The organism is Mesorhizobium sp. PAMC28654 (assembly GCF_020616515.1).
In the GTDB taxonomy this organism is placed as follows: domain Bacteria; phylum Pseudomonadota; class Alphaproteobacteria; order Rhizobiales; family Rhizobiaceae; genus Mesorhizobium.
Window position 1 is genome coordinate 3,413,991 of record NZ_CP085135.1, and the last position, 22,367, is coordinate 3,436,357.

23 protein-coding genes are annotated in these 22,367 nt (G+C 63.4%); 13 read left to right on the plus strand and 10 right to left on the minus strand.

All coding sequences use genetic code 11. The features are described from left to right. Positions 1 to 35: 35 nt before the first annotated feature. On the plus strand, positions 36 to 1,490 hold the full coding sequence (gene xylB / locus LGH82_RS16645; protein ID WP_227343787.1) for a xylulokinase: 1,455 nt from the start codon (positions 36 to 38) through the stop codon (positions 1,488 to 1,490). A 197-nt stretch (positions 1,491 to 1,687) separates the two neighbouring features. Here the strand turns inward: xylB and LGH82_RS16650 are convergent, their stop codons facing one another. Then, the gene (locus LGH82_RS16650; protein WP_227343788.1) at positions 1,688 to 2,050 is read right to left on the minus strand and encodes a nuclear transport factor 2 family protein; all 363 of its coding nucleotides are present in this window, start codon (positions 2,048 to 2,050) and stop codon (positions 1,688 to 1,690) included. 112 nt (positions 2,051 to 2,162) lie between these two features. Here LGH82_RS16650 and xylA point away from each other — a divergent pair, with 112 nt between their 5' ends. From xylA to LGH82_RS16665, 3 genes are all read left to right on the plus strand, one after another. Further along, positions 2,163 to 3,488: a xylose isomerase gene (gene xylA / locus LGH82_RS16655; protein WP_227343789.1), complete on the plus strand. Its 1,326-nt coding sequence runs from the start codon at positions 2,163 to 2,165 to the stop codon at positions 3,486 to 3,488. A gap of 105 nt (positions 3,489 to 3,593) precedes the next feature. Beyond that, complete coding sequence (locus tag LGH82_RS16660) at positions 3,594 to 4,085, plus strand: GNAT family N-acetyltransferase (protein WP_227343790.1); 492 nt, start codon at positions 3,594 to 3,596, stop codon at positions 4,083 to 4,085. Between the two features lie 162 nt (positions 4,086 to 4,247). Next, the gene (locus tag LGH82_RS16665) at positions 4,248 to 4,457 is read left to right on the plus strand and encodes a hypothetical protein (RefSeq protein WP_227343791.1); all 210 of its coding nucleotides are present in this window, start codon (positions 4,248 to 4,250) and stop codon (positions 4,455 to 4,457) included. Between the two features lie 11 nt (positions 4,458 to 4,468). On the opposite strand, the gene LGH82_RS16670 is transcribed toward LGH82_RS16665, so the two are convergent. After that, positions 4,469 to 5,449 (minus strand): GlxA family transcriptional regulator, encoded by a 981-nt coding sequence (locus LGH82_RS16670; RefSeq protein WP_227343792.1) that lies wholly within the window; start codon positions 5,447 to 5,449, stop codon positions 4,469 to 4,471. 133 nt (positions 5,450 to 5,582) lie between these two features. Here LGH82_RS16670 and LGH82_RS16675 point away from each other — a divergent pair, with 133 nt between their 5' ends. From LGH82_RS16675 to LGH82_RS16715, 8 genes are all read left to right on the plus strand, one after another. Continuing rightward, complete coding sequence (locus tag LGH82_RS16675; protein ID WP_227349610.1) at positions 5,583 to 6,500, plus strand: 3-keto-5-aminohexanoate cleavage protein; 918 nt, start codon at positions 5,583 to 5,585, stop codon at positions 6,498 to 6,500. Positions 6,501 to 6,524: 24 nt separating this feature from the next. Then, positions 6,525 to 7,154 (plus strand): HD domain-containing protein, encoded by a 630-nt coding sequence (locus LGH82_RS16680; RefSeq protein WP_227343793.1) that lies wholly within the window; start codon positions 6,525 to 6,527, stop codon positions 7,152 to 7,154. Beyond that, a complete protein-coding gene (locus LGH82_RS16685; protein WP_227343794.1) occupies positions 7,151 to 8,254 on the plus strand; it encodes a carnitine 3-dehydrogenase in 1,104 nt (367 codons plus the stop codon). Before LGH82_RS16680 ends, LGH82_RS16685 begins: the two co-directional genes overlap by 4 nt. A 4-nt stretch (positions 8,255 to 8,258) precedes the next feature. Further along, a complete protein-coding gene (locus LGH82_RS16690; protein WP_227343795.1) occupies positions 8,259 to 9,422 on the plus strand; it encodes an acyl-CoA dehydrogenase family protein in 1,164 nt (387 codons plus the stop codon). A 3-nt stretch (positions 9,423 to 9,425) separates the two neighbouring features. Beyond that, a complete protein-coding gene (locus LGH82_RS16695) occupies positions 9,426 to 11,504 on the plus strand; it encodes an acetate--CoA ligase family protein (protein WP_227343796.1) in 2,079 nt (692 codons plus the stop codon). Further along, positions 11,497 to 12,279, plus strand: coding sequence for a carnitinyl-CoA dehydratase (locus tag LGH82_RS16700; RefSeq protein WP_227343797.1), 783 nt, complete (start codon positions 11,497 to 11,499; stop codon positions 12,277 to 12,279). The genes LGH82_RS16695 and LGH82_RS16700 overlap by 8 nt, the downstream gene beginning before the upstream one ends. Before the next feature lie 225 nt (positions 12,280 to 12,504). Continuing rightward, entirely contained in the window at positions 12,505 to 13,443 is a 939-nt protein-coding gene (locus tag LGH82_RS16705; protein ID WP_227343798.1) for an alpha/beta hydrolase, read from the plus strand. A 1,463-nt stretch (positions 13,444 to 14,906) separates the two neighbouring features. Continuing rightward, complete coding sequence (locus tag LGH82_RS16715) at positions 14,907 to 15,224, plus strand: hypothetical protein (RefSeq protein WP_227343799.1); 318 nt, start codon at positions 14,907 to 14,909, stop codon at positions 15,222 to 15,224. Here the strand turns inward: LGH82_RS16715 and dapA are convergent. From dapA to LGH82_RS16755, 8 genes are all read right to left on the minus strand, one after another. Further along, positions 15,183 to 16,136, minus strand: a complete 954-nt coding sequence (dapA, locus tag LGH82_RS16720; protein ID WP_227343800.1) for a 4-hydroxy-tetrahydrodipicolinate synthase — start codon at positions 16,134 to 16,136, stop codon at positions 15,183 to 15,185. The two genes, LGH82_RS16715 and dapA, sit on opposite strands and share 42 nt — an antisense overlap. Next, positions 16,126 to 16,599, minus strand: a complete 474-nt coding sequence (locus LGH82_RS16725; RefSeq protein ID WP_227343801.1) for a hypothetical protein — start codon at positions 16,597 to 16,599, stop codon at positions 16,126 to 16,128. Before LGH82_RS16725 ends, dapA begins: the two co-directional genes overlap by 11 nt. A 41-nt stretch (positions 16,600 to 16,640) precedes the next feature. Next, positions 16,641 to 16,868, minus strand: coding sequence for a hypothetical protein (locus tag LGH82_RS16730; RefSeq protein WP_227343802.1), 228 nt, complete (start codon positions 16,866 to 16,868; stop codon positions 16,641 to 16,643). A gap of 14 nt (positions 16,869 to 16,882) precedes the next feature. Next, entirely contained in the window at positions 16,883 to 17,074 is a 192-nt protein-coding gene (locus LGH82_RS16735) for a hypothetical protein (RefSeq protein WP_227343803.1), read from the minus strand. A 195-nt stretch (positions 17,075 to 17,269) separates the two neighbouring features. Further along, entirely contained in the window at positions 17,270 to 18,928 is a 1,659-nt protein-coding gene (locus tag LGH82_RS16740) for an FAD-binding dehydrogenase (RefSeq protein ID WP_227343804.1), read from the minus strand. An 83-nt stretch (positions 18,929 to 19,011) separates the two neighbouring features. After that, positions 19,012 to 19,998 carry a Gfo/Idh/MocA family protein gene (locus LGH82_RS16745; RefSeq protein WP_227343805.1) on the minus strand — a complete coding sequence of 329 codons (987 nt, stop codon included), beginning with the start codon at positions 19,996 to 19,998 and terminating at the stop codon, positions 19,012 to 19,014. 82 nt (positions 19,999 to 20,080) lie between these two features. Beyond that, entirely contained in the window at positions 20,081 to 20,656 is a 576-nt protein-coding gene (locus tag LGH82_RS16750; RefSeq protein ID WP_227343806.1) for a YceI family protein, read from the minus strand. Positions 20,657 to 20,725: 69 nt separating this feature from the next. After that, on the minus strand, positions 20,726 to 21,304 hold the full coding sequence (locus LGH82_RS16755) for a cytochrome b (protein WP_413771470.1): 579 nt from the start codon (positions 21,302 to 21,304) through the stop codon (positions 20,726 to 20,728). Between LGH82_RS16755 and LGH82_RS16760 the strand changes: the two genes are divergently transcribed. Then, a protein-coding gene (locus tag LGH82_RS16760) for an IS3 family transposase (RefSeq protein WP_413771365.1) occupies positions 21,209 to 22,359 on the plus strand; the annotation gives its coding sequence in 2 pieces (ribosomal slippage) (positions 21,209 to 21,473 and positions 21,473 to 22,359; 1,152 coding nt in all). The two genes, LGH82_RS16755 and LGH82_RS16760, sit on opposite strands and share 96 nt — an antisense overlap. Positions 22,360 to 22,367 lie beyond the last annotated feature (8 nt).

Consider the following 22,367-nt stretch of genomic DNA (forward strand, 5'->3'; position numbering starts at 1 on the left):
CGAGATCCGAAATAATTGGGCAATGGGAGGAAATCATGTATCTCGGCCTCGATCTGGGCACGTCCGGCGTCAAGGCGCGGTTGATCGATGCCAGGCAGACTGTCATCGGTTCCGGCCATGGTTCGCTTGACGTTTCACGGCCGCATCCCGGCTGGTCGGAACAAAGCCCCGATCACTGGATCCGCGCCTGCGAAGTTGCGATTGCCGAGCTCAAATCATCCCATGCCAAGGAGCTAGCGGCGGTCGAGGGCATTGGCCTGTCCGGCCAGATGCATGGCGCCACCCTGCTTGATGCCGGCGACAAGGTGCTGCGCCCGTGCATCCTGTGGAACGACACGCGCAGCCACGTGGAAGCCGCCGCGCTCGATGCCGACCCACGCTTCCGGGCGCTGACCGGCAACATCGTCTTTCCGGGCTTCACCGCGCCGAAACTGGCCTGGGTGAAGAACAACGAGCCCGCTATTTTCGACAAGGTGGCGAAGGTGCTGCTGCCGAAGGATTTCCTGCGGCTGTGGCTGTCGGGCGAGCATATTTCGGAAATGTCGGATTCAGCCGGCACGTCCTGGCTCGATGTCGGCAAGCGCCGCTGGTCGTCCGACCTGCTTGCCGCGACATCGCTTGATGAAAGGCACATGCCGTCGCTCGTTGAAGGCGCCGACAAGGCAGGCGCGTTGCGCGCCGAGCTGGCGTCGAAATGGGGCATGCAAGCCGGCATTCCGATCGCCGGTGGCGCCGGAGACAATGCCGCCTCGGCCTGCGGCATGGGCACGGTGGGCGCCGGCCATGCCTTCGTCTCGCTGGGAACATCGGGCGTGCTGTTTGCCGCCAACGCGTCCTATCTGCCCAACCCGGCAAGCGCGGTCCACACATTCTGCCATGCCTTGCCCGATACCTGGCACCAGATGGGCGTCATCCTGTCGGCGACCGATTCGCTGAACTGGCTTTCGGAAATCACGGGCAAGGGCGCTGGTGAACTGACCGCCGAACTCGGCGACACGCTGAAGGCGCCCACCGGCGTATCCTTCCTCCCCTATCTGTCGGGCGAGCGCACGCCATACAATGACTCCGCCATTCGCGGCTCGTTTACCGGGCTTGGACATGAATCGGGCCGCGCCGTGCTGACACAGGCCGTGCTTGAGGGCGTGGCCTTCGCTTTCCGCGACAGCCTCGAAGCCCTGGCCAAGGCTGGGACCAAGTTGACGCGCGTGACGGCGATCGGCGGTGGTTCGCGCTCGCGCTACTGGCTGAAGGCCATCGCCACGGCCTTGCAAATACCCGTCGACATTCCGGCCGACGGCGATTTCGGCGCGGCCTTCGGTGCGGCCAGGCTCGGCCTGATCGCGGCGACGGGTGCTGATCCGCTCGGCGTCTGCACAGCGCCAGCGACGGACGCCACGATCGAACCTGCTGCTAATCTTGGCGACGCCTATGCGGATGCCTATCAGCGCTACCGGGCGCTATATCCGGCGATCAAGGGCGCGACCGCGTGAGCTGGCGCCAGGCACCCCCCTCAGCCCTGCCGGGCATCTCCCCCTCAAGGGGGGAGATTGGCAGCGTTGGCGGCTATGCCCGTCTTGCAAGGCTGATAATTAGCGAAGGCGGGAAATACAGCCGATCTCCCCCCTTGAGGGGGAGATGGCCGGCAGGCCAGAGGGGGGCGCCTCGCGCCAACCTCAGCACCAAAACGTCACTGCGCCGGGATCTTGTCCAGAAAGCCGGTGACGCTCTTCAGGCGGCCGTTCTCGATGACGCCGATATCCGTGCCTTCGATGATGGAGTCAGTGCCTTCCGGCCCGAGATTCCACGAGAAGCGGATCTTGTCGGCATAGCCGTCAGGCGTGCCCTTAAGCGAGAAACGGAAGCCGGCAAATTGCTGCTGCACCCCGTCTATCAGCGCCGCGACACCTTCATGGCCATCGCCCTGCATGAGCGGATCGCGGTAGCTGACGTCTTCGGTGAAAACAGCCTTCAGCAGAGCCGCCCGGCGGGCCGCATCGCTTTCGTTCCAGGCGGTGATGTAGCCTTCGGCGATTTTGTTGAGGTCGGTCATGGTCTGTCTCCTTCAGTTGAGTGGCTTTTGACATGACCCTTTTCAGCTAGCGGAAGAACGAAACCAATTACGCCTGAAGTAATCAGGTGAACTATTCGAGAGGACAAAAATCATGAGCAGCGGATTTTTCGGCGACATCCAGAAGATCAAATATGAGGGGCCGGATTCGACCAATCCGCTGGCCTATCGTTTCTACAATCCCGATGAAGTGGTGGCGGGCAAGCGGCTGGAGGATCACCTGCGCTTTGCCGTCGCCTACTGGCACTCCTTCGCCTGGCCGGGCGGCGATCCGTTCGGCGGCCAGACTTTCGACCGCCCCTGGTTCCCCAAGGCCGGCGGCACCGACACGATGGAGCTGGCAAAACTGAAGGCCGATGTCGCCTTCGAAATGTTCTCGCTGCTCGGCGCCCCCTATTTCTGCTTCCACGACGCCGATGTGCGGCCCGAGGGCAAGGATTTCTCCGAGAGTGCTGATCGGCTCGACGAGATAGCCGACTATTTTGCCGGCAAGATGAAGCAGACCGGCGTCAAATTGCTGTGGGGTACCGCCAACCTGTTCTCCAACCGCCGCTTCATGTCGGGTGCGGCCACCAATCCGGATCCGGATGTGTTCGCCTATGCAGCGGCGACGGTGAAGCACTGCATCGACGTGACCAAGCGGCTGAAGGGCGAGAACTACGTTCTGTGGGGCGGGCGCGAGGGCTACGAGACGTTGCTCAACACCGACCTTGCCCGCGAGCAGGAACAGGCAGGCCGCTTCCTCAACCTCGTTGTCGACTACAAGCACAAGATCGGCTTCAAGGGCACCATCCTGATCGAGCCGAAGCCACAGGAGCCGACCAAGCACCAGTACGACTATGATGTCGCGACGGTCTACGGCTTCCTCAAGCGTTTTGGCCTGGAGAAGGAAGTCAAGGTCAACATCGAGCAGGGCCACGCGATCCTGGCCGGCCATTCCTTCGAGCACGAGCTTGCCCTGGCCAACGCGCTGGGCATCTTCGGTTCCATCGACATGAACCGCAACGACTACCAGTCGGGCTGGGACACCGACCAGTTCCCCAACAACGTGCCGGAAATGGCGCTGGCCTATTACCAGGTCCTGCAGGCCGGCGGCTTTAAGACCGGCGGCACCAATTTCGACGCCAAGCTGCGCCGCCAGTCGCTGGATCCGCAGGATCTCTTGATCGGCCATATCGGCGGCATGGATTCCTGCGCCCGCGGCCTGAAGGCGGCAGCGCGCATGGTCGAGGACAAGGCGCTGTCGGCGCCGCTCGCCGAGCGCTATGCCGGCTGGAACACGGCCGAGGGCAAGGCGATGCTGTCGGGCAAGCGCACGCTGGAAGAGATCGCTGAGCGCGTCGTGAAGAAGAAGATCGAGCCGCAGCCAAGGTCCGGACGCCAGGAGCTGCTCGAAAACATCGTCAACAGATACGTCTGATCCGGCGGGCCGTCCGACATCTGGACCCATGCCTGTCGAAGGTGGCTGAAAGCCACCTTCGACACGTTCTGCTAGTCAGCTCTCCCAATGAAGTGGAGACGGAAAATGGCAGAGGCCCAGATCAGCCTGCGCGCGGCACAGGCAAGCGATATCCCGGCCTTGAAGCAGGTCCTGCGGGAAACGTTCGAAGGCACCTGGCTGCCGCACATCACCAAGGCTTCGGCGCAGCGCTATGTCGAGACCGATATTGGCGGGTGCTATGTCGATGAATGCTGGCAGGAATTCACCGTTGCCGAGATTGATGGCGATATCGCCGGCCTGATCCACTGGCGGGGCGACTTCATCGGGGCCGTGCATGTCGGGGCCAATCGCCAGGGCCAGGGCGTCGGCCGCAAATTGCTGTCCCATGCCGAGCAGGCCATCGGCGCCGCCGGATTCCCGCAGGCGCGGCTTGAAACCGATACGTTCAACGAACGCGCCCAGGGCCTCTACAAGGCGGTCGGCTATGTCGAGAAGGGCCGCTACCCGGACGATGAATGGGACAGCGGTTTCACCACCGTGCTGTTCGAGAAGCCGCTGGGCGGACCCACGAGCTAGCCGATTTCCACGTCTGGAATCCTTTGCGCGGAGCGACGATCGCGACGACAAGATTTTGCCCTCGACCGCCCTTCAATGACCTCGCTCTTGCCTTCAAACAGCCGTCACGTATCTCGTATAAGTGTGGTGCGTGGCGGGAGAGGAAGAAGGAGGCGAACCGATATGCAGCACGAACGTGAAATCGACGCCCTGCTCTCACCTGGCGAGACCGGATCGGTCATCGATCGGCTTATGGCAATGCCAAGGAAAACCGACGACGCCAGAATCTTGAACGAGTGGGATCGCGCGGTCAGCAGCCGCTTCGAAGTGCGCTTGGTCAAACAGATGCGCTCTCAGATCGACGGCAACAACGATCGGCAGAACGCGGCCTGATCCAGATCGAACTATCCTCTTCGCAACCTGACTGGTGCTTCGCCGAAAGCCCGTGAAAAAGCCCTCGAAAACGCCGCGGCGGACGAGAATCCCGTCCGCCCGGCAATATCGGCCATCGCCACCCTGGTGTCGACCACCAGCCGGCGCGCAGCGCCCAGGCGAAGCCTGAGATAATAGGCGCCGGGCGTCTCGCCGATCGACTTGCGAAAGATGCTTTCCAGCGTTCGCGCCGTCACCCCGGCACGCTTTGCTATGGCTTCCATGGTCAGCGGCTGGTCGACATGCGCTTCCATCAGCCGGATCGCCTGCGCCAATCGCGGGTCATAGCCATCGAGCCGGCCAAGCGAGACCAGCGGCTGCGCGTCGGTCGCCGCGCGCGCCTGATCGTAGATGAACGCACTTGCCACATCCAGCGCCACGGCCATGCCGAGCCGGGTGCGGATAAGGTGCAGCATCAGATCCAGGGTCGGCGAGGCGCCGCCCGTGGTGAAGACCGGCCCATCGATGATGTATCGATCGGGGCGGACGTCGACGCCCGGAAAGGCGGACGAAAAATCCTCCATGTCCTCCCAATGGGTGGTGGCGCTGCGCCCTTCCAGCAAGCCGGCGCGGGCCACCAGCCATGTGCCCGCCTCGACGCCGCCGCAGGCGCGCGCCGACCGCGCAGCGCGGCGCAGGCCGGCAAGCAAGGCCGATGTGGCATAGTTCTGCGTGCCGAAGCCGGCGACCACGACAAGGACATCGGTTGGTTCCGTCGCATCGAACCGGCCACTGACCGCCACCGGCAGGCCGCATGTCGTGACCGGCGCGTCGCCCGTCACCGAGACCAGCCTGAAGTCGAACAGGGTTTCGCCGGCAATGCGGTTGGCGGCGCGCAGCGGATCGACGGCGCATGCCACGCACATGATGGACGCCCCGGAAAACACCAGCAGCGTCACCTTGAGCGGCGTGTGCTCGGCACGAAAGATTGTCGGCTTTTCGCTTTTGATCATGTCTCCTTCGTAAAACGCAAAACAGTTTCCGGCAAGTCAGGCATTGTTGTTTCGTATTTGTGCATGTCGTTGTCCCAAAATCGGTTCTCACTTTTGGGCGACATGCATGGCTTTCGACTGGGAGGAGAGTGCGATGCCGCTTGCGATGAACCGTGAGGTCTTCATTACCTGTGCCGTGACCGGGTCCGGCGGCTCGCAGGACCGCAGCCCGCATGTGCCTCGCTCCCCCAAGCAGATCGCCGATTCGGCCATCGATGCGGCCAAGGCCGGTGCCGCGATCGTTCACTGCCATGTCCGTGACCCCGAAACCGGCAAGCCCAGGCGCGACGTGCATCTCTACCGTGAGGTGACCGAGCGCATCCGCGAGGCGAATGTCGATGTCGTGCTCAACCTGACCGCGGGCATGGGTGGCGACATGGTGTTCGGCTCGCCGGAAGCGCCGCTGCCGCTCAATGAAAAAGGCACGGACATGGGCGGCGCCACCAACCGCATGGAACATGTGCGACAGTGCCTGCCGGAGATCTGCACGCTGGATTGCGGCACCATGAATTTCGCCGAGGCCGACTACGTCATGACCAACACGCCAGGCATGCTGCGCGCCATGGGCGGCATGATGACGGCGCTGGGCGTCAAGCCGGAGATCGAGGCCTTCGACACCGGCCATCTGTGGTTCGCCAAGCAGCTGGTCGAGGAAAAGGTGCTCAATCCCGACGCGCTGGTGCAGCTCTGCATGGGCGTGCCGTGGGGTGCGCCTGACGACCTCAACACCTTCATGGCCATGGTCAACAATGTGCCGTCGACCTGGAACTGGTCGGCCTTCGCCATCGGCCGCAACCAGATGGCCTATGCCGCGGCAGCTGTGCTGGCCGGTGGCAATGTCCGCGTCGGCCTCGAGGACAATCTCTGGCTCGACAAGGGCGTGCTCGCCACCAATGCTCAGCTGGTCGAGCGGGCGGCAAATATCGTCACCAATATGGGCGCCAGGGTCATCGGCCCGGAGGAAGTGCGCAAGAAGCTCAATCTGACCAAGCGAGCACCGATAGCTGCATAATAGCTCAAGCGCTGGGAGGCAGGCATGACAACCGTCAAGTTCACCGCGATGAAGGATGGCGACAGGAACGATTACGAGTTCCTGACCGCGCATGAAATCGACTATGCGGCCAAGACCGGCGAGCGGCTGCTCGATGCGCTGGTGCAGCTCGACGAGGGCCTGTCCGGCTACAAGATCACGCGGCTCGGCCATTCGCTGCAGGCGGCGACGCGCGCCTGGCGCGATGGTGCCGACACCGACTGGATCGCCTGCGCGGTGTTGCACGATATCGGCGACATCTACGCGCCCTACAATCACGACGAATACGCCGCTTCGATCCTGAAACCCTTCGTGCGCGAGCAATGCACCTGGGTGGTGGAAAAGCACGGCGACTTCCAGCGGCTCTATTATGCCCATCACCTCGGCGGCAACCGCCATGCGCGCGACCGCTTCGCCGGCCATGCTTATTTCAACGATTGCGACCAATTCTGCGAACGCTGGGACCAGTCGAGCTTCGACCCCGACTATGAGACGCTGCCGATCGAGTTCTTCCGGCCTTTCGTGCTCGAAGTCTTTGCCCGCAAGGCCTACGACCCCTCGGTGATCCGCGCTGGCGAGCGTGTGCCCCTCATCGACACCCAAACAGCCAAGACAAGAACCGGAGCCTCAGCATGAGCATCATCAACAAGGCGGCCGCCATCGGCGGCGGTGTCATCGGCGCCGGCTGGGTGGCGCGCCTGCTCTTGAACGGCATCGACGTGTCGATCTTCGATCCCGATCCTGAGGCATCGCGCAAGGTCTCGGAAGTGATGAAGGGTGCGCGCCGCGCCTATAAGCAGATGGTGCCCGGCGGCCTGCCCAAGGAAGGCAAGCTGACCTTCGCCAAGACCATCGCCGAGGCGGTTGCCGATGCCGACTTCATCCAGGAAAGCGTGCCGGAACGGCTCGACCTCAAGCACAAGGTGCTGGCCGAGATCGACGCCCATGCGCCGGCCAACGCCATCGTCGGCTCGTCGACGTCCGGCATCAAGCCGACCGACATGCAGGTGGCGATGAAGAACCACCCGGAGCGGCTGGTCGTCGGCCACCCGTTCAACCCGGTCTACCTGCTGCCGCTGGTCGAGATCGTCGGCGGCGAGCAGACCTTTCCCGAGGCGATCGAGGTCGCCAAGGAGATATATGCTTCGATCGGCATGAAGCCTGTCGTCATCCGCAAGGAGATCGAGGCCTTCGTCGGCGACCGCTTGCTGGAGGCTGCATGGCGCGAGGCGCTGTGGCTGATCAAGGACGGCATCTGCACGGTCGAGGAACTCGACGACATCATGCGCTATGGCTTTGGCCTGCGCTGGGCGCAGATGGGCATGTTCCAGGTCTATCGCGTCGCCGGCGGCGAGGCGGGAATGCGCCACTTCATGGCGCAGTTCGGGCCCTGCCTGAAATGGCCATGGACCAAGCTGATGGATGTGCCGGAGTTCAATGACGAGTTGGTCGACCTGATCGCCACCCAGTCGGACGACCAGGCGCATGGCCTGTCGATCCGCGAGCTGGAAAAAATCCGCGACGACAATCTGGTCGCGATCATGGATGCGCTGTCGAAGCAGAACAAGGGCAAGGGCTGGGGCGCCGGCGCCCTTCACAAGGACTATACCAAGCAGCTCGCCAAGCTGGCGGCGAAGAAGCCGGCGGCCTCCAAGGCGGCCGAGAAGGCCAAGGCGAGCAAGCCGGTGAAGAAGGCCGAAAAGCCGAACAAGAAGAGCAGCAAGAAGAAAGGCTGAGACCATGGATTTCGGTCTTTCGGACGAACAGAAACTTATCGTCGAGACGACGCGGGCGTTCGTCGAGAATGAGCTTTATCCGCATGAGCGCGAAGTGGAGCGCACCGGCGTGCTGCGCCGTGACCTGATCGAGGAGATCAAGGTCAAGGCTATCGAAGCCGGGCTCTACGCCGCCAACATGCCGGCGGATGTCGGCGGTGCGGGCCTGGATACAGTGACCTGGCTGCTCTACGAAAAGGAACTCGGCCGCGCCAATTACGCGCTGCACTGGACCTGCGTGGCGCGCCCCTCCAACATCCTTTTGGCCGGCACGCCGGAGCAGCGCGAAAAGTATCTGTTCCCCTGCATCCGCGGCGAGAAGTGGGACTGCCTGGCGATGACCGAGCCGGGCGCCGGCTCCGACCTGCGCGGCATGAAGGCGAGCGCCGTGCAGGATGGCGACGACTGGGTGCTGAACGGCACCAAGCACTTTATCTCCCACGCCGATCTCGCCGACTTCGCCATTGTCTTCATGGCCTCGGGAGAGGAAGAGTCCGCGCGTGGAAAACGCAAGAAGATCACTGCTTTCTTCGTCGACAAGGGTACCAAGGGTTTTACGGTGCGCGACGGCTACCGCAACGTCTCGCATCGCGGCTACACCAACGCCATCCTCGAATTCGATGATTGCCGGCTGCCCGCGAGCCAGGTCCTCGGCGAAGTCCACAAGGGTTTCGATGTCGCCAATTCCTGGCTCGGCGCCACGCGCCTGCAGGTCGGCGCCACCTGTCTCGGCCGTGCCGAACGGGCGCTCGGCCATGCGGTCGAATACGCCTCGCAGCGCCAGCAGTTCGGCCAGCAGATCGGCAAGTTCCAGGGCGTGTCGTTTAAGCTTGCCGACATGGCGACCGAACTCAAGGCCGCCGACCTGATGGTGTTCGAAGCCGGCTGGAAGTACGATCAGGGCACCGTCACCGATCAGGACATGGCCATGGCCAAGCTGAAGGCCACCGAAATGCTCGCTTTTGTCGCCGATGAAGCCATCCAGATCCATGGCGGCATGGGGCTGATGGACGACCTGCCGCTGGAGCGTATCTGGCGCGACGCCCGCGTCGAGCGCATCTGGGAAGGCACGTCGGAAATCCAGCGCCACATCATTTCGCGGTCGCTGCTGCGCCCGTTTGGAGCCTGATCCATGCATAAACTTGAGCGTCTCCTGCGGCCAAAATCGATCGCCGTGTTCGGCGGCGTGCAGGCCGCCGCGGTCGTTGCGCAATCGATCAAGATGGGCTTTGCCGGCGAAATCTGGCCGGTGCATCCGACCAAGGACGAAGTTGCCGGCCGCAAGGCCTATCGTTCGGTGGCCGATTTGCCCGGCGCGCCGGATGCCGCCTTCGTCGGCGTCAACCGGCATCTGACCATCGAGGTGATCAAGGCGCTGGCCGAACGCGGCGCCGGCGGTGCCGTCTGCTTTGCCGCCGGCTTCCTCGAAACCGAGGCCTATGACGATGACGGCGAGCGGCTGCAGGCGGAACTGGTCGCCGCCGCCGGCCAGATGCCGATCATCGGGCCGAACTGCTATGGCCTGATCAACTATGCCGACGGCGCGCTTTTGTGGCCGGACCAGCATGGCGGCATCAGGCTGGACGAGGGCGGCAAGGGCGTCGCCATCATCACCCAGTCCTCCAACATCGCCATCAACATGACGATGCAGAAGCGCGGCCTGCCGATCGCCTTTCTGATGACCGCCGGCAACCAGGCGCAGACCGGCCTGTCCGAAATGGCGCTCGGCCTGATAGAGGATGACCGGGTGACATCGCTCGGCCTGCACATCGAGGCCTTCGATTCGGTAGCCGGCTTCGAAAGGCTGGCTGCCCGGGCCCGGGAACTGAAGAAGCCGATCATCGCCATGAAGGTCGGGCGCTCCGAACAGGCGCGGCAGGCGACCGTTTCCCATACCGCTTCGCTTGCCGGGTCCGATGCCGCTTCCGGCGCCTTCCTGAAGCGGCTCGGTATCGCGCGCGTCGATTCCATCCCCGCCTTCATCGAGGCGCTGAAGCTGCTGCACATCACCGGACCGCTGCCCGGCTACAAGCTGTCGTCGATGAGCTGTTCGGGCGGCGAAGCCTCTGTCATGGCCGACAGCGCCGAAGGCCGCTGGGTCAATTTCCCGGTCTTGACCGAAACGCACCGCGCGCATGTCAAATCGACGCTTGGACCGCTGGTCGCGGTGGCCAATCCGCTCGACTACCACACCTTCATCTGGAACAACGAGCCGGCGATGACCGCCACCTTCACCGCCATGGTGTCGGGCGGCTTCGACCTCAACATGCTGGTGCTCGACTTCCCGCGCCCCGACCGCTGCTCGGTCACCGACTGGTGGGCGACGCTGCGCGCCTTCGAATCGGCGCTGAAGACCAACAAGGCGCACGGCGCGATCGTCTCGTCCCTGCCTGAGAACCTGCCGGAGGAATACACCGCCGAGTTGATGGCGCGCGGCATGGTGCCGCTGTTCGGCATTTCCGAGGCGATGGATGCCGCGCAGGCGGCGGCCTTTATCGGCTGGGCCTGGCGCGAGCCGCAGGCACAGCCGATCGACACTTCCGCCTCGGGAGCCGCTGGCGGCGACCATGTCACGCCTGATGAGGCCGAGGCCAAGTCTCGGTTGATCAAGGCCGGGCTTCAGGTGCCCAAGGGTGAGCGCGCGGGCAATGCGGTCGAGGCGGTGATCTCGTCGATGGCGCTCGGTTTCCCCGTGGCGCTGAAGGCCCTGGGCGTCACCCACAAATCCGAGGTCGGCGCTGTCAGGCTCGGCCTCAAGGACGCTGAATCGGTCAGCGCCGCCGCCCATGACCTCCTGCCGCTCGGCACCGGCCTCTATGTCGAGCGCATGGTGCGTGACGGCGTCGCCGAACTGATCGTCGGCTTCACCCGTGACCCGATGTTCGGCGCGGTGATGACGCTGGGCACCGGCGGCGTGCTGGTCGAGCTGCTGCGCGACAGCGTCACGCTGATGTTGCCGGCGACGCGCGACGACATCGATGCGGCGCTGCGCGGCCTGAAACTGTTCCCGCTGCTCGAAGGTTATCGTGGCCGGCCGAAGGCCGATGTCGCGGCCGCCATCGACGCGATCTCGGGCATTGCCGCCTTCGTGCAGAAGAATGCCGGCGAGATCGAGGAACTCGACATCAACCCGCTGATCGTCTGCAGGGAGGGCAAGGGCGCCTGGATCGCCGATGCCCTGCTCGTGCTTGGAGAGAACAAGAATGTCTGACGTCATTTCGACCCGCCGCGAGGGCACGATCCTCGAGGTCACGCTCGACCGGCCGAAGGCCAATGCCATCGATCTCAAGACCTCGCGACTGTTGGGCGAGACCTTCAAGGCATTTCGCGACGATCCGAGCTTGCGCGTCGCCATCGTCAAGACCGCCGGCGACAAGTTCTTCTGCGCCGGCTGGGACCTGAAGGCCGCCGCCGGCGGCGACGCGGTCGACGGCGACTATGGTGTCGGTGGCTTCGCCGGCCTGCAGGAACTGCGCGACCTCAACAAGCCGGTCATTGCCTGCGTCAACGGCATGGCTGTTGGCGGCGGCTTCGAGTTGGCGCTGTCCTGCGATCTCATCTACGCCTCCGATCACTCGTCCTTCGCGCTGCCCGAAATCCGCGCCGGCACGCTGGCCGATGCGGCGACGATCAAGCTGCCGAAGCGCATTCCCTATCATGTCGCCATGGACCTCCTGCTCACCGGCCGCTGGATGGATGTCGCCGAGGCGCATCGCTGGGGCCTGGTCAACGAAGTCCTGCCCAAGGAGAAGCTCGAGGACCGCGTCTGGGAGATCGCCCGGCTGCTGGCCGGCGGCCCGCCGCTGGTGTTTGCCGCGATCAAGGAAACGGCCCGTGTCGCCGAATCGCTCACCTTCCAGGACGCCATGAACAAGGTGACGCGCCGCCAGTTGCCGACGGTCGACGCGCTGTATGGCTCCGAAGACAATATGGAAGGTTTTCGAGCTTTCGCGGAAAAGCGTGATCCGGTGTGGAAGGGCAGGTAATGCCTATCGAGGGAACGATGGCGTCCCGTCACCCCCCCCCCTCTGCCCTGCCGGGCATCTCCCCCTCAAGGGGGGAGATCGGCAACTCGCACTTCAACGCTCATCCACCAACGTTCGAGATTGGCGAAAGCCTTCGCGACATCCGATCTCCCCCCTTGAGGGGGAGCTCGCCGGCAGGCCAGAGGGGGGTACCCCGGTTCAACATTGGCAGCGCAATCAACTCCCATGACCGACTACAAAACACTCATCGACGCAGAGACCTGGGCCTTCATCGAGCGCACCAATTCCTATTATCCGCCGGATACGATCGACTACACGGTCGCGCAGCAGCGGGGTATCTATGATCGCATGTGCCGGGAGTTCTTTGCCGGCTATCCCGAGGGCGTGACGGTCGAAACCTCGGCTATTGCCACGCCCACGCACGACATCCCGATCCGCATCTATCGAAGCACGCCGGAAGCAGCCGTGACGGTGCTGTATTTCCATGGCGGCGGCTTCATCCTTGGCGGGCTCGACAGCCATGACGACGTCTGCGCCGAGCTTTGCTCCCGCACCGGCTACACCGTGGTCTCGGTCGACTACCGGTTGGCGCCGGAGCATCTTCATCCAGCCGCGTTCGATGATGTGATGAGCGCCTTCGAATGGGCGGCATCCACCACCCAATCCTCCATTCTGCTCTGTGGCGACAGCGCCGGCGGCAACCTCGCGGCCGCCGTCAGCCATGCGACACGCGGCCATCCGCGCAAGCCGATCGGGCAGGTGCTGATCTATCCCGGCCTCGGCGGCGACCGGTCAAAGGGGTCTTATGTCACCCATGCCGAGGCCCCGATGCTGACCATGCGAGACCTCGAATTCTACAAGCACATCCGGTCCGGTGGACAGGAGCGCATTGGCGACGCGACACTTGCCCCGCTTGCCGACACCGATTTCTCCAACCTGCCGCCGACGGTGCTGATCACCGCGCAATGCGACCCGCTGTCATCCGACGGCGAGGCCTATCGCGACCGTATCATCGCGGCAGGCGGACAAGCCACCTGGTTCGAGGAACCGGGCCTGGTGCACGGCTATCTCAGGGCCCGGCACACGGTCGGCCGCGCCCGCGCGAGCTTTACCCGGATCGTCGATGCGACAGCCGCCCTTGGGCAGGGCTCCTGGCTCTGGTGAACGATTTTCCCGTTCGTGACGAGATGACCGCGAACGTGTGATCGACTTCGCCGGGCGCCTTGACATCTGCTTTCTTCATATGCATACTGCATACATATAGAAAAACGGAATCGGATATTGCCATGCAACGCCTTCCGCTGATCACTGCCTTCGTCGAGCCATTCGACCTGCTCCGCTGCATCTCGCCGGTTCCGCGTCATCAACAGATACGACGCGTCGAGGGACCGGTGCCGGATCGCCACGAGGTTCACCTACCCAGCATAAGAATGCCAAGGTAAGGCCAAGCCTCTGCCGAGGCTGGACGGCATGCCAACGAACATGGTGTCTCGACTACAACAATGCTTCTCTTGCCTGACGCTTCCGCGAAGGGACCATGTTGCTGGACCTGCCTGCGACTGTATCCTTGGGGGAGAGCAATGCTGAAACAGGCGCCGCCGCTGGGCGCATCAGCCATCGAGACATGGCCGCCCTGCCTGTTGACGATCTCCCGCACCAGATTGAGCCCGCGCCGCGATCGCGCGGCTGCAGGCGATGGAAGGGTTCAAAAATGCGTTCGCGTTCCTCGCCCTCGACGATCACGCGATCCGCGCCCGGCTCGAAAGACAGTTCGTAGCCATCGCACCGAACCGTGGCTTATCATGTTGCCCTGTTCGTCCCGTGCCACGAACCACAGATCCCGGAACGGATTGCCGAAGTTCCTGCAACTCGTCGGTCTCTTCAAGTTTGAGGCTACCATCCGCGTTGCCGGCAATTGCCCTGGCCACAATGTCGGCGACCTGGCGGCGTTGCCCCCGCGGATTCCGCGGTTCATTCGCACGCGGCGCAATGCTGGCGCAATGCTGAGCGGTCAGACCGCCCCGCAGGGACTGACAGCAAGGAAATAGCAGACATGACCAGGCTCGGAAGCGCGTTGGCGCTCATCCTTTGCGCGGCAACGCTCAGCGCATGTGTCGATACGAACGATTATCGCGACCGGCCCTGGCGCGATCACCATTGGCGGGACCGTGACCACAGGCCCGATCGCCCCTGGCGGCCGGACGGGCCATGGCGCCCTGACAGGCCGGGGCGGCCGGATAGGCCCGATCGGCCTGACTGGCCAGATCGCCCGGATCGTCCCGGCAGGCCAGACTGGCCGAGCCGGCCAGGCAGGCCCGATCGGCCAGATCGGCCGGACCGCCCAGGGCGCCCCGATTGCGTCGGTGGGCCAGCAATCGATTGCGCGCCTCGACCGGACATTCAACCAGGCGGACCGGACTGCCGTGGCGGCCCGGCGACGACATCTTCGCCTGATTGCGGCGAACCACGCCGTCCGCGGCGGCTGGATCCCTGATCAGGGCAGGGCTTATTCGGCATATATAAATCAGGCCAAAACCTGCTCTCGAATTCCTATGCGGCCCGCGACTATGTAGTCGCGGGCCGCCGCTTGATTGGCGGCCGGGATAACAAACTGGCTTCAAACGAGCATGAAATCACATTCAGTCTGGCTGGCCGGGGTCAACCATAGGGTGCCGACGGAGTATTTCGTCCTGGCGAACCTGAGGGAAAGGGGAGCGGTCATCGGACGGCTTGCTGACCATCCGATCGCTGATACGGTCGTCGATGCGAGCGGACTGCGATATCATTTCGTCGGCGTCGCACCGCGCGACCGCAGCGGACGCTTCGATGTCGAAGCGCTCCGCGCCGGCGAATGGATCGTCCAGCCCGGACTGGTCTACGCCGTTGACGGCAAAGCGCCTCTGTCAAAACCGCCACGGCGCGGGCGTAGCCAGCACCGGCCCTGATTGCGCGACACCGGGTACGCCCTCGCTCAGGGCCAGCATGGCCTCCCGTATGGCGATTTCGGTTTCGGGGCGCACAGGCGTCAACGGCAAACGGACGTCCGGGCTCAGCCCCAGCGCCAGGTGCAAGGCGTATTTGACCGGAACCGGATTGCTCTCGAGTTCAAGCGCTGTGATCAGCGGCCGCAAGCGATGATGGATGGCCCGGGCGGTGTGGTGATCGCCCTGCCTGCAGGCATCATGCATCTCGACGCACAATCGCGGCGCGACGTTGGAAACCACGGAGATGGTCCCGCGTCCGCCCATCGTGTTGAACCCGAACGACGTCGCGTCGTGACCGGAAAGACAGATGAAGCGTCGCCTGAGCACAGCGGGAAGCGAGGATAGCCGGCTCACATCGCCGGTAGCGTCCTTGATGCCGATTATGGTTGGAATCTCCGCCAGGCGCTCGACGGTCTCCGGCGACAGATCGACGCCGGTTCGTGCCGGAACATTGTAGACGATGATCGGTATCCTGACCTTGCTGGCCACGGCTTCGAAGTGGCGGAAAATACCTTCCTGGCTGGGCTTGTTGTAATAGGGCGTCACGATGAGCGCGGCGTCGGCGCCAAAAGCTTCGGCGGCTGTCGAGAAGGCGATCGTCGTTTCCGTGTTGTTCGTGCCGGTGCCGACGATGATCGGGACCCTGCCGGCGGCGACCTTCACGCAGAGCGCGATGATGTCGAGGCGTTCTTCCCACGACAGGGTGGGCGCCTCACCCGTGGTGCCGCAAGGGACCAGTCCGTTGATCCCCTGTTCGATCTGCCAAAGCAGGAGCGTGGCCAGTTGCTTCAGATCGACTTCGCCCTCCGTGAACGGCGTCACCAGCGCGGTCATCGCTCCGTTCAGGCGCGATCGTAGTTGATCAGGTGTCATGAGATTCAAATTCTCCTTGGTATTGCTTGTGAAATGTATTTTTCAGGTGTGCTTCGAAGCGCCTTTCCAGGTGCGAAGACAGCAGGGCCGCCAGCACCGCCGCAGGCAGATCCGCATGTTCCGCCTTGAATTTCCTGGCCCTGGCCGGCGTGGCTGCCCCATAGACTTGGATGCTACATACCCAGGCATCGCCGGCCTTCCTGATGTCTGTCACTGATCGCCGCGGTTCTGACAGCATGACCAGCAAGAGCGTGGCATCAAGCATGGCGCCGGCCTCGACCAGACCGGCAAATCGCCGGCCCGGTCTAGACGACTTGTCGAGCGACAGATCGAGCGCTGCCTGCCAAAGCTGATGCTCGAGCAGCTTGCCGACATGCTTCACGCGGTCGAGCAGCACTTTCATGTCCGAAGCGTTGGGCAGGCCGGGAGCGTTGGGCCGGTCGGGAGCGTTGGGATTGTCCATGGTCAGACCGTCCGAAGAATTGCGGAAACGGCGCAATCCGGTCAGTTGAACAATGAAAGGCGCACGGTTGCCGGCGCGAAGCGGATCGCGCCCGCCCGGTGGCCACTTTCCATCGCGGCGAAACGCACGGCGGAACTCCTGTCGGCAAAAACGCCGCCAGTCACGCCTTCTTCATCCCGGGCGATCCAGTGGCCCTCACCGTCGCGTCCAACCACGAACCGGTGAAGGGCATTTGCAATTGCTGAAATATGAGAACTTCGCATCGTCATCTCCTGCCTTGCGATCAGGAAACAAGGGCTGCGAGTGCGGCGGCCGCCAGCAAGGCGCCGGCGACCAGCAACCACCATGTCAGCGTGAATGGCGCGACGAGGCTGGCCGGCCGGCGATTGTTGTTGGCCGCAAGCCGGGCCTGTTCGACCTGAGATGCCGGCAGCGGACGATGTGTGGGCAGATAAAGCCCGTCGGAGAGAAACATCGGAGACTTCCTTCTTTCCTGGTTGTCGTCACGAGGTGGCGACTTCCTGCAGCGGCCCAGGGCCGGCTGCACTGCGAAAGATAAAAGCATCCGCATTTGTATTCGAGGCGGCTCAAAACTGAAAAATATAAAAAAGTCATATGTTTATCGCCCAGGCGTATAGGCAGCCCAAGCTGAAATGCGGGCGGCCTCGCCTCAAGCCACCGAACGTGCCGCCGCCCGGCCGGCGCCGCGGCCCGAAAAGATGCAGCCGCCGAGGAACGTGCCTTCGAGCGCCGCATAGCCATGCATGCCGCCACCGCCGAAGCCGGCGACCTCGCCCACCGCATACAGCCCTTCGACCGGCTGACCACCGGCATCCAGCACGCGGCTGTCGAGATCGGTCTGCAGGCCGCCCAGCGTCTTGCGCGTCAGGATGTTGAGGCGGACCGCGATCAGCGGCCCGTTTGCCGGATCGAGCATCTTGTGCGGATTGGCCGTGCGGATCAGCCGATCACCCAGATAGGCGCGGGCACCGCGCAGCGCGGTGACCTGCATGTCCTTGGAGAAGGGATTGTCCAGTTGCCGGTCGCGCGCGCGGATTTCACGTTCGACCTGGCCGAGTTCGAGCAATGGCTCGCCGCCGGCCAGAGCGTTCATGCGGGCGACCAGCGCCGGCAGTTCGGCCTCGATGATGAAATCCTCGCCCTTCTCCATGAACGCCTTCACCGGGCCAGGGATGCCTGAAGTGGCGCGGCCGATCACCTGGCGCCAGCTTTTTCCCGTCAAATCAGGATTCTGCTCGGAGCCCGACAGCGCGAACTCCTTCTGGATGATCTTCCTGGTCAGGATGAACCAGGAATAGTCGAAGCCGGTGCTCATGATGTGGCTGAGCGTGCCCAGCGTGTCGAAGCCGGGATAGAGCGGTACCGGCAGCCGCTTGCCGCGCGCGTCGAGCCACAGCGATGACGGGCCGGGCAGGATGCGGATGCCGTGGCCGGTCCAGATCGGCACCCAGTTTTTTATCCCCTCGACATAGTGCCACATCCGGTCGCGGTTGATGATCGAGCCGCCGGCCTGTTCGGTGATCGCCAGCATGCGGCCGTCGACATGGTCGGGAACGCCGGTGATCATCCGCTTCGGCGCGGCGCCGAGCCGTTTCGGCCAGTTTTCACGGACAAGCTGATGGTTGGCGCCTATGCCGCCGGAAGCGATGATGACCGCTTGCGCCTTGAGTTCGAAATCACCGGCTGCATCGCGCGAGGTTTTGTGGCCACGCTCGACATCGCTCGGCTGCAGGATGTCGCCGCGCACGCCGGTCACCGTCGCGCCAGTCCGCGTCAGTTCATTGACCCGGTGACGGAACCTGAAGTCTATCAATCCGCGCTTTTGCGCCTCGCGCACGCGCATGACAAAAGGTTCGAGCACGCCGGGCCCTGTGCCCCAGGTGACGTGGAAGCGCGGCACCGAATTGCCGTGGCCGACGGCATTGCCGCCGCCGCGCTCCGCCCAGCCGACCACGGGAAAGAATTTCATGCCGCGCTGCCTCAGCCAGGAGCGCTTTTCACCGGCGGCAAAGCCGACATAGGCCTCGGCCCATTTGCGCGGCCAGTAATCTTCCGGGCGATCGAAGCCCGCGGTACCCATCCAGTCCTCGAGCGCCAGATCATGCGAATCGCGGATGCGCATGCGCCGCTGCTCGGGCGAATCGACGAGGAAAAGGCCGCCGAACGACCAGAACGCCTGGCCGCCCAGCGACTGCTCCGGCTCCTGGTCGACGATGATGGTCTTCTTGCCGGCCTCGGCCAGCTCGGCGGCGGCAACCAGCCCGGCCAGGCCGGCGCCGACAATGATCACATCCGCATCATCGGCCATTTTCCCCTCCCCGTTAGCCGGCTAAAGCAATTCCAGGAAAAATGCGGAACGGTTTTCCGTCCGGAATCGCGTCGCACAAAGCGCTAGACTGTCTCCCACCCGTCGGTATTGCCGGCGCGGAATATGGCGTCGATAACCTTCTGGTTCAGCACGGATTCTTCCAACGTGAAGACACGCTCCTTGCCGCCCTGTGCCGCCCTGGCAAAGGTCTCGACCTCCAGCCGGTACTGCTGCGTGCCGGGGAAGCGGAACACCTGTGCTTCGGTGTGGTTCTGGTTGTGCAGTTCGACGCGGTGATGGTCGTAGAGACCGGCATTGAAGGGCGAGAACACCTCGATGAAACCCTTCTCGCCGTGGAACACCATCACCTGCCGCGCCGCCATCTGCGTCGACAGATAGAAGGACAGTTCGAAGTCGCCAAAATCGGCGCGGATCGAGGAATAGATGTCGGTACCAAAGGTCTTGTCGCGCTCGATCGTTGCCTGGACGCGCAACGGCTCCTTGCCGGTGGAGAACCGCGTCGACACGGTCGGGTAGACGCCGATATCGGGCAGCGCGCCGCCGCCAAGATCGAGCTGGTTGCGCATGTTGTTGGGGTCGACATTGTAGTAGGAGAACGCGCCCTGCACGTGGCGCAGCCGACCGATGGCGCCGCTGGCGATGAGGTCGCGAACCTTGATCCATTGCGGGTGGTAGATGACCATGAAGGCTTCGCAGACCAGCACTTTCTTCTGGTCGCGCAGCTTGATCAGCGGCAGGATGTCCTTGGCGTCGAGCGCGAGCGGCTTCTCGACCAGCACATGTTTCCCCGCTTCGATGGCCTTGGCCGCCCATTCGACATGCTGCGAGGTCGGCAGCGGGATGTAGACGCCGTCGACTTCGCTGGAGGCGAGCAGTTCCTCATAGGAACCGAAGGCATGGCGGGCGCCAAAGCGTTCGGCCAGCGCCTTGGCCTTCGACAGGTCGCGGCTGGCGATCGCCGAGAGCACGCCATTCTCGGCCTCGACCATTGCCGGCAACAGATGCTCGCGGCCGATCTTGGCCGTCGACAACACACCCCATCGGAACATCACGCTTCTCCATCTCGATTACAGGCGATGAGGTTTGCCCGAAATCGGGAGAAAAGCCAATGCGGTGCCAGGTCTGCAACGGCTAACCGCGCTTTCCGGTGAGTGTCATGTCGAACTCGACAATGTTCGAATAGAGCGGCGTGCCGACATCCATGCCGTAGCGGGACCTGAGCACCTTGCCGGTGACATGGAATTTGATCGTGCCGCCCTTGAGACCGTCGAGCTGCGCCGTGAATTTTTCCGGGAAGGTTTTGCCGCGCGCCGTCAATCGACCTGTGACAAGCGCCGCGGTGTCGCTGGTGCGCTCCACGCCGGTCGAACGGAACTGGATTTCCGGGCTGTTGGCGGCGTCAAACACGGCATCGGAGCGCAGGAACGTATCGATGCGGCCCTGACCTGTGCCGACGCTTTCGGGAAAGATGGTGAAATTGACCTGCGAGCGCCCGACATCACTGTTGTCGATGCGGATCGAGCCCTTGAAGCGGGCAAAGGCGCCATTGAAGCCGCCGCCACCGGCCTTGGCTATGGAAAAGCGAATGCTGGAGCTGCCCGGGCTGATCGTGTAGCTGCCGGCGGCGTCGCCAAGCGCGACGGCCGCTGAAACAGGCATGGCAAGGCAAGCGGCGACCGCCGCAAATCCGAGGATGCGCGCATACATGGGGTTGTTCCTTGTTGGAGGCAGCGCATTTCCTGCGCCCTCGCCCCATGAACGATTGAACCGTCCGCTCTATTCCCCCTCGCGACCTGACGAAGGCGTGATCATGCGCGTGAGCACGGCATCCCCAAGCTGGAAATGATGACGCAGCGCCGCCGCGACATGCAGCGCCACCAACGCGATGCCGGCATAGGCAAGATACCAATGCGCCGCCGTCCAGAAGCTTTCGGCCGCATCCGACTGGGCGAATGGCAGGTCCGGCATGACGAACAGGTTGAACGGCATGCTGGGGATATCCAGCATCGACACCGAGACCAGCGCCCAGCCGGACAAAGGCAAGGCCAGCTGGAACGCATAAAGCGCGAGGTGGGCTAGGGGCGCTGTCCGGCGCTCCAGGGTACCAACCGAATCCGGAAGCGCGGGCGCGGAATTGCCGAGGCGCCAGGCGATGCGCAGGATGATCAGGCCAAGCAGCAGGAAACCAAAAGATTTGTGCAACTGGATGGACTTGCCCCGAAAAAGTGGAGAGTTTCCTTCTGATGAAAGGCGACCTCGATGACGAAACAGAGACAGTTTACGGATGCGTTCAAGGCGGAGGCGGTTGGCCTTGTGCGAACGAGCGGTCGGACGAAGCGGCAGATCGCGGAGGATCTTGGTGTTGGTTTCTCGACGCTGACGCGATGGATGGGTCGGCAGCTGGATCGTGAGATGGGCGATCCTGGGCGTCCGCCTGATGCTGATGTCGCCGCTGAATTGAAACGGCTGCGGCGGGAGAATGAAATCCTTCGGCAGGAGCGGGATATCTTGAAACGGGCGACGGCTTTTTTCGTCAAGGAGGGAAGTCGGTGAGGTTCGCGCTCATCGACCAGGCGAAGAAGGATTTCCCTGTGGACCGTTTGTGCGCGACGCTGGGTGTCAGCCCGAGCGGCTACTTTGCCTGGGGGCGCCGGCCGGCGTGCCGCCGGCAGCGCGACGACATGATAATGCTGGCGCATGTGCGATCGTCGTTCGCGCTGTCGAACGGAACCTATGGTAGCCCGCGCATGACGCGGGAACTGCAAGACAATGGCTTTGCCATTGGCCGGCGACGAACGGCGCGTCTGATGCGGGAGAATGGCCTCCAGGCAAGACAGAAGCGGCGGTTCAAGCGCACGACGGACAGCGAACACGCCTTTCCGGTTGCCCCCAATGTCATCGACCAGGATTTTGCCGCCACTGGTCCCAACCAGAAATGGGGTGCCGACATCTCCTACATCTGGACGCGGGAGGGCTGGTTGTACCTTGCTGTCGTCATCGATCTGTTTGCCCGCAAGGTCGTTGGCTGGGCTGCTGGCAACCGGCTACACCGCAGCCTGGCTCTGGCAGCGCTCAACAAGGCGTTCGTCATGCGGCAGCCGGAACCCGGCCTCATTCACCACTCCGACCGCGGCAGCCAATATTGTTCTATCGACTACCAAGCCGAATTGCGTGCCGCCGGCGTCATCATCTCAATGTCAGGCAAGGGCAATTGCTTTGATAACGCCATGGTCGAAACATTCTTCAAGACGCTGAAAACTGAACTGATCTGGCGCACCTCTTTCCTTACCCGCGCCGATGCCCAAGCCGCCATTGCCCGATATATCGACGGCTTCTACAATCCCATCCGGCGGCATTCCGCGCTCGACTACATCAGCCCGATGCAGTTCGAGCGAAACGCCGCCGAATGAGCAACCCG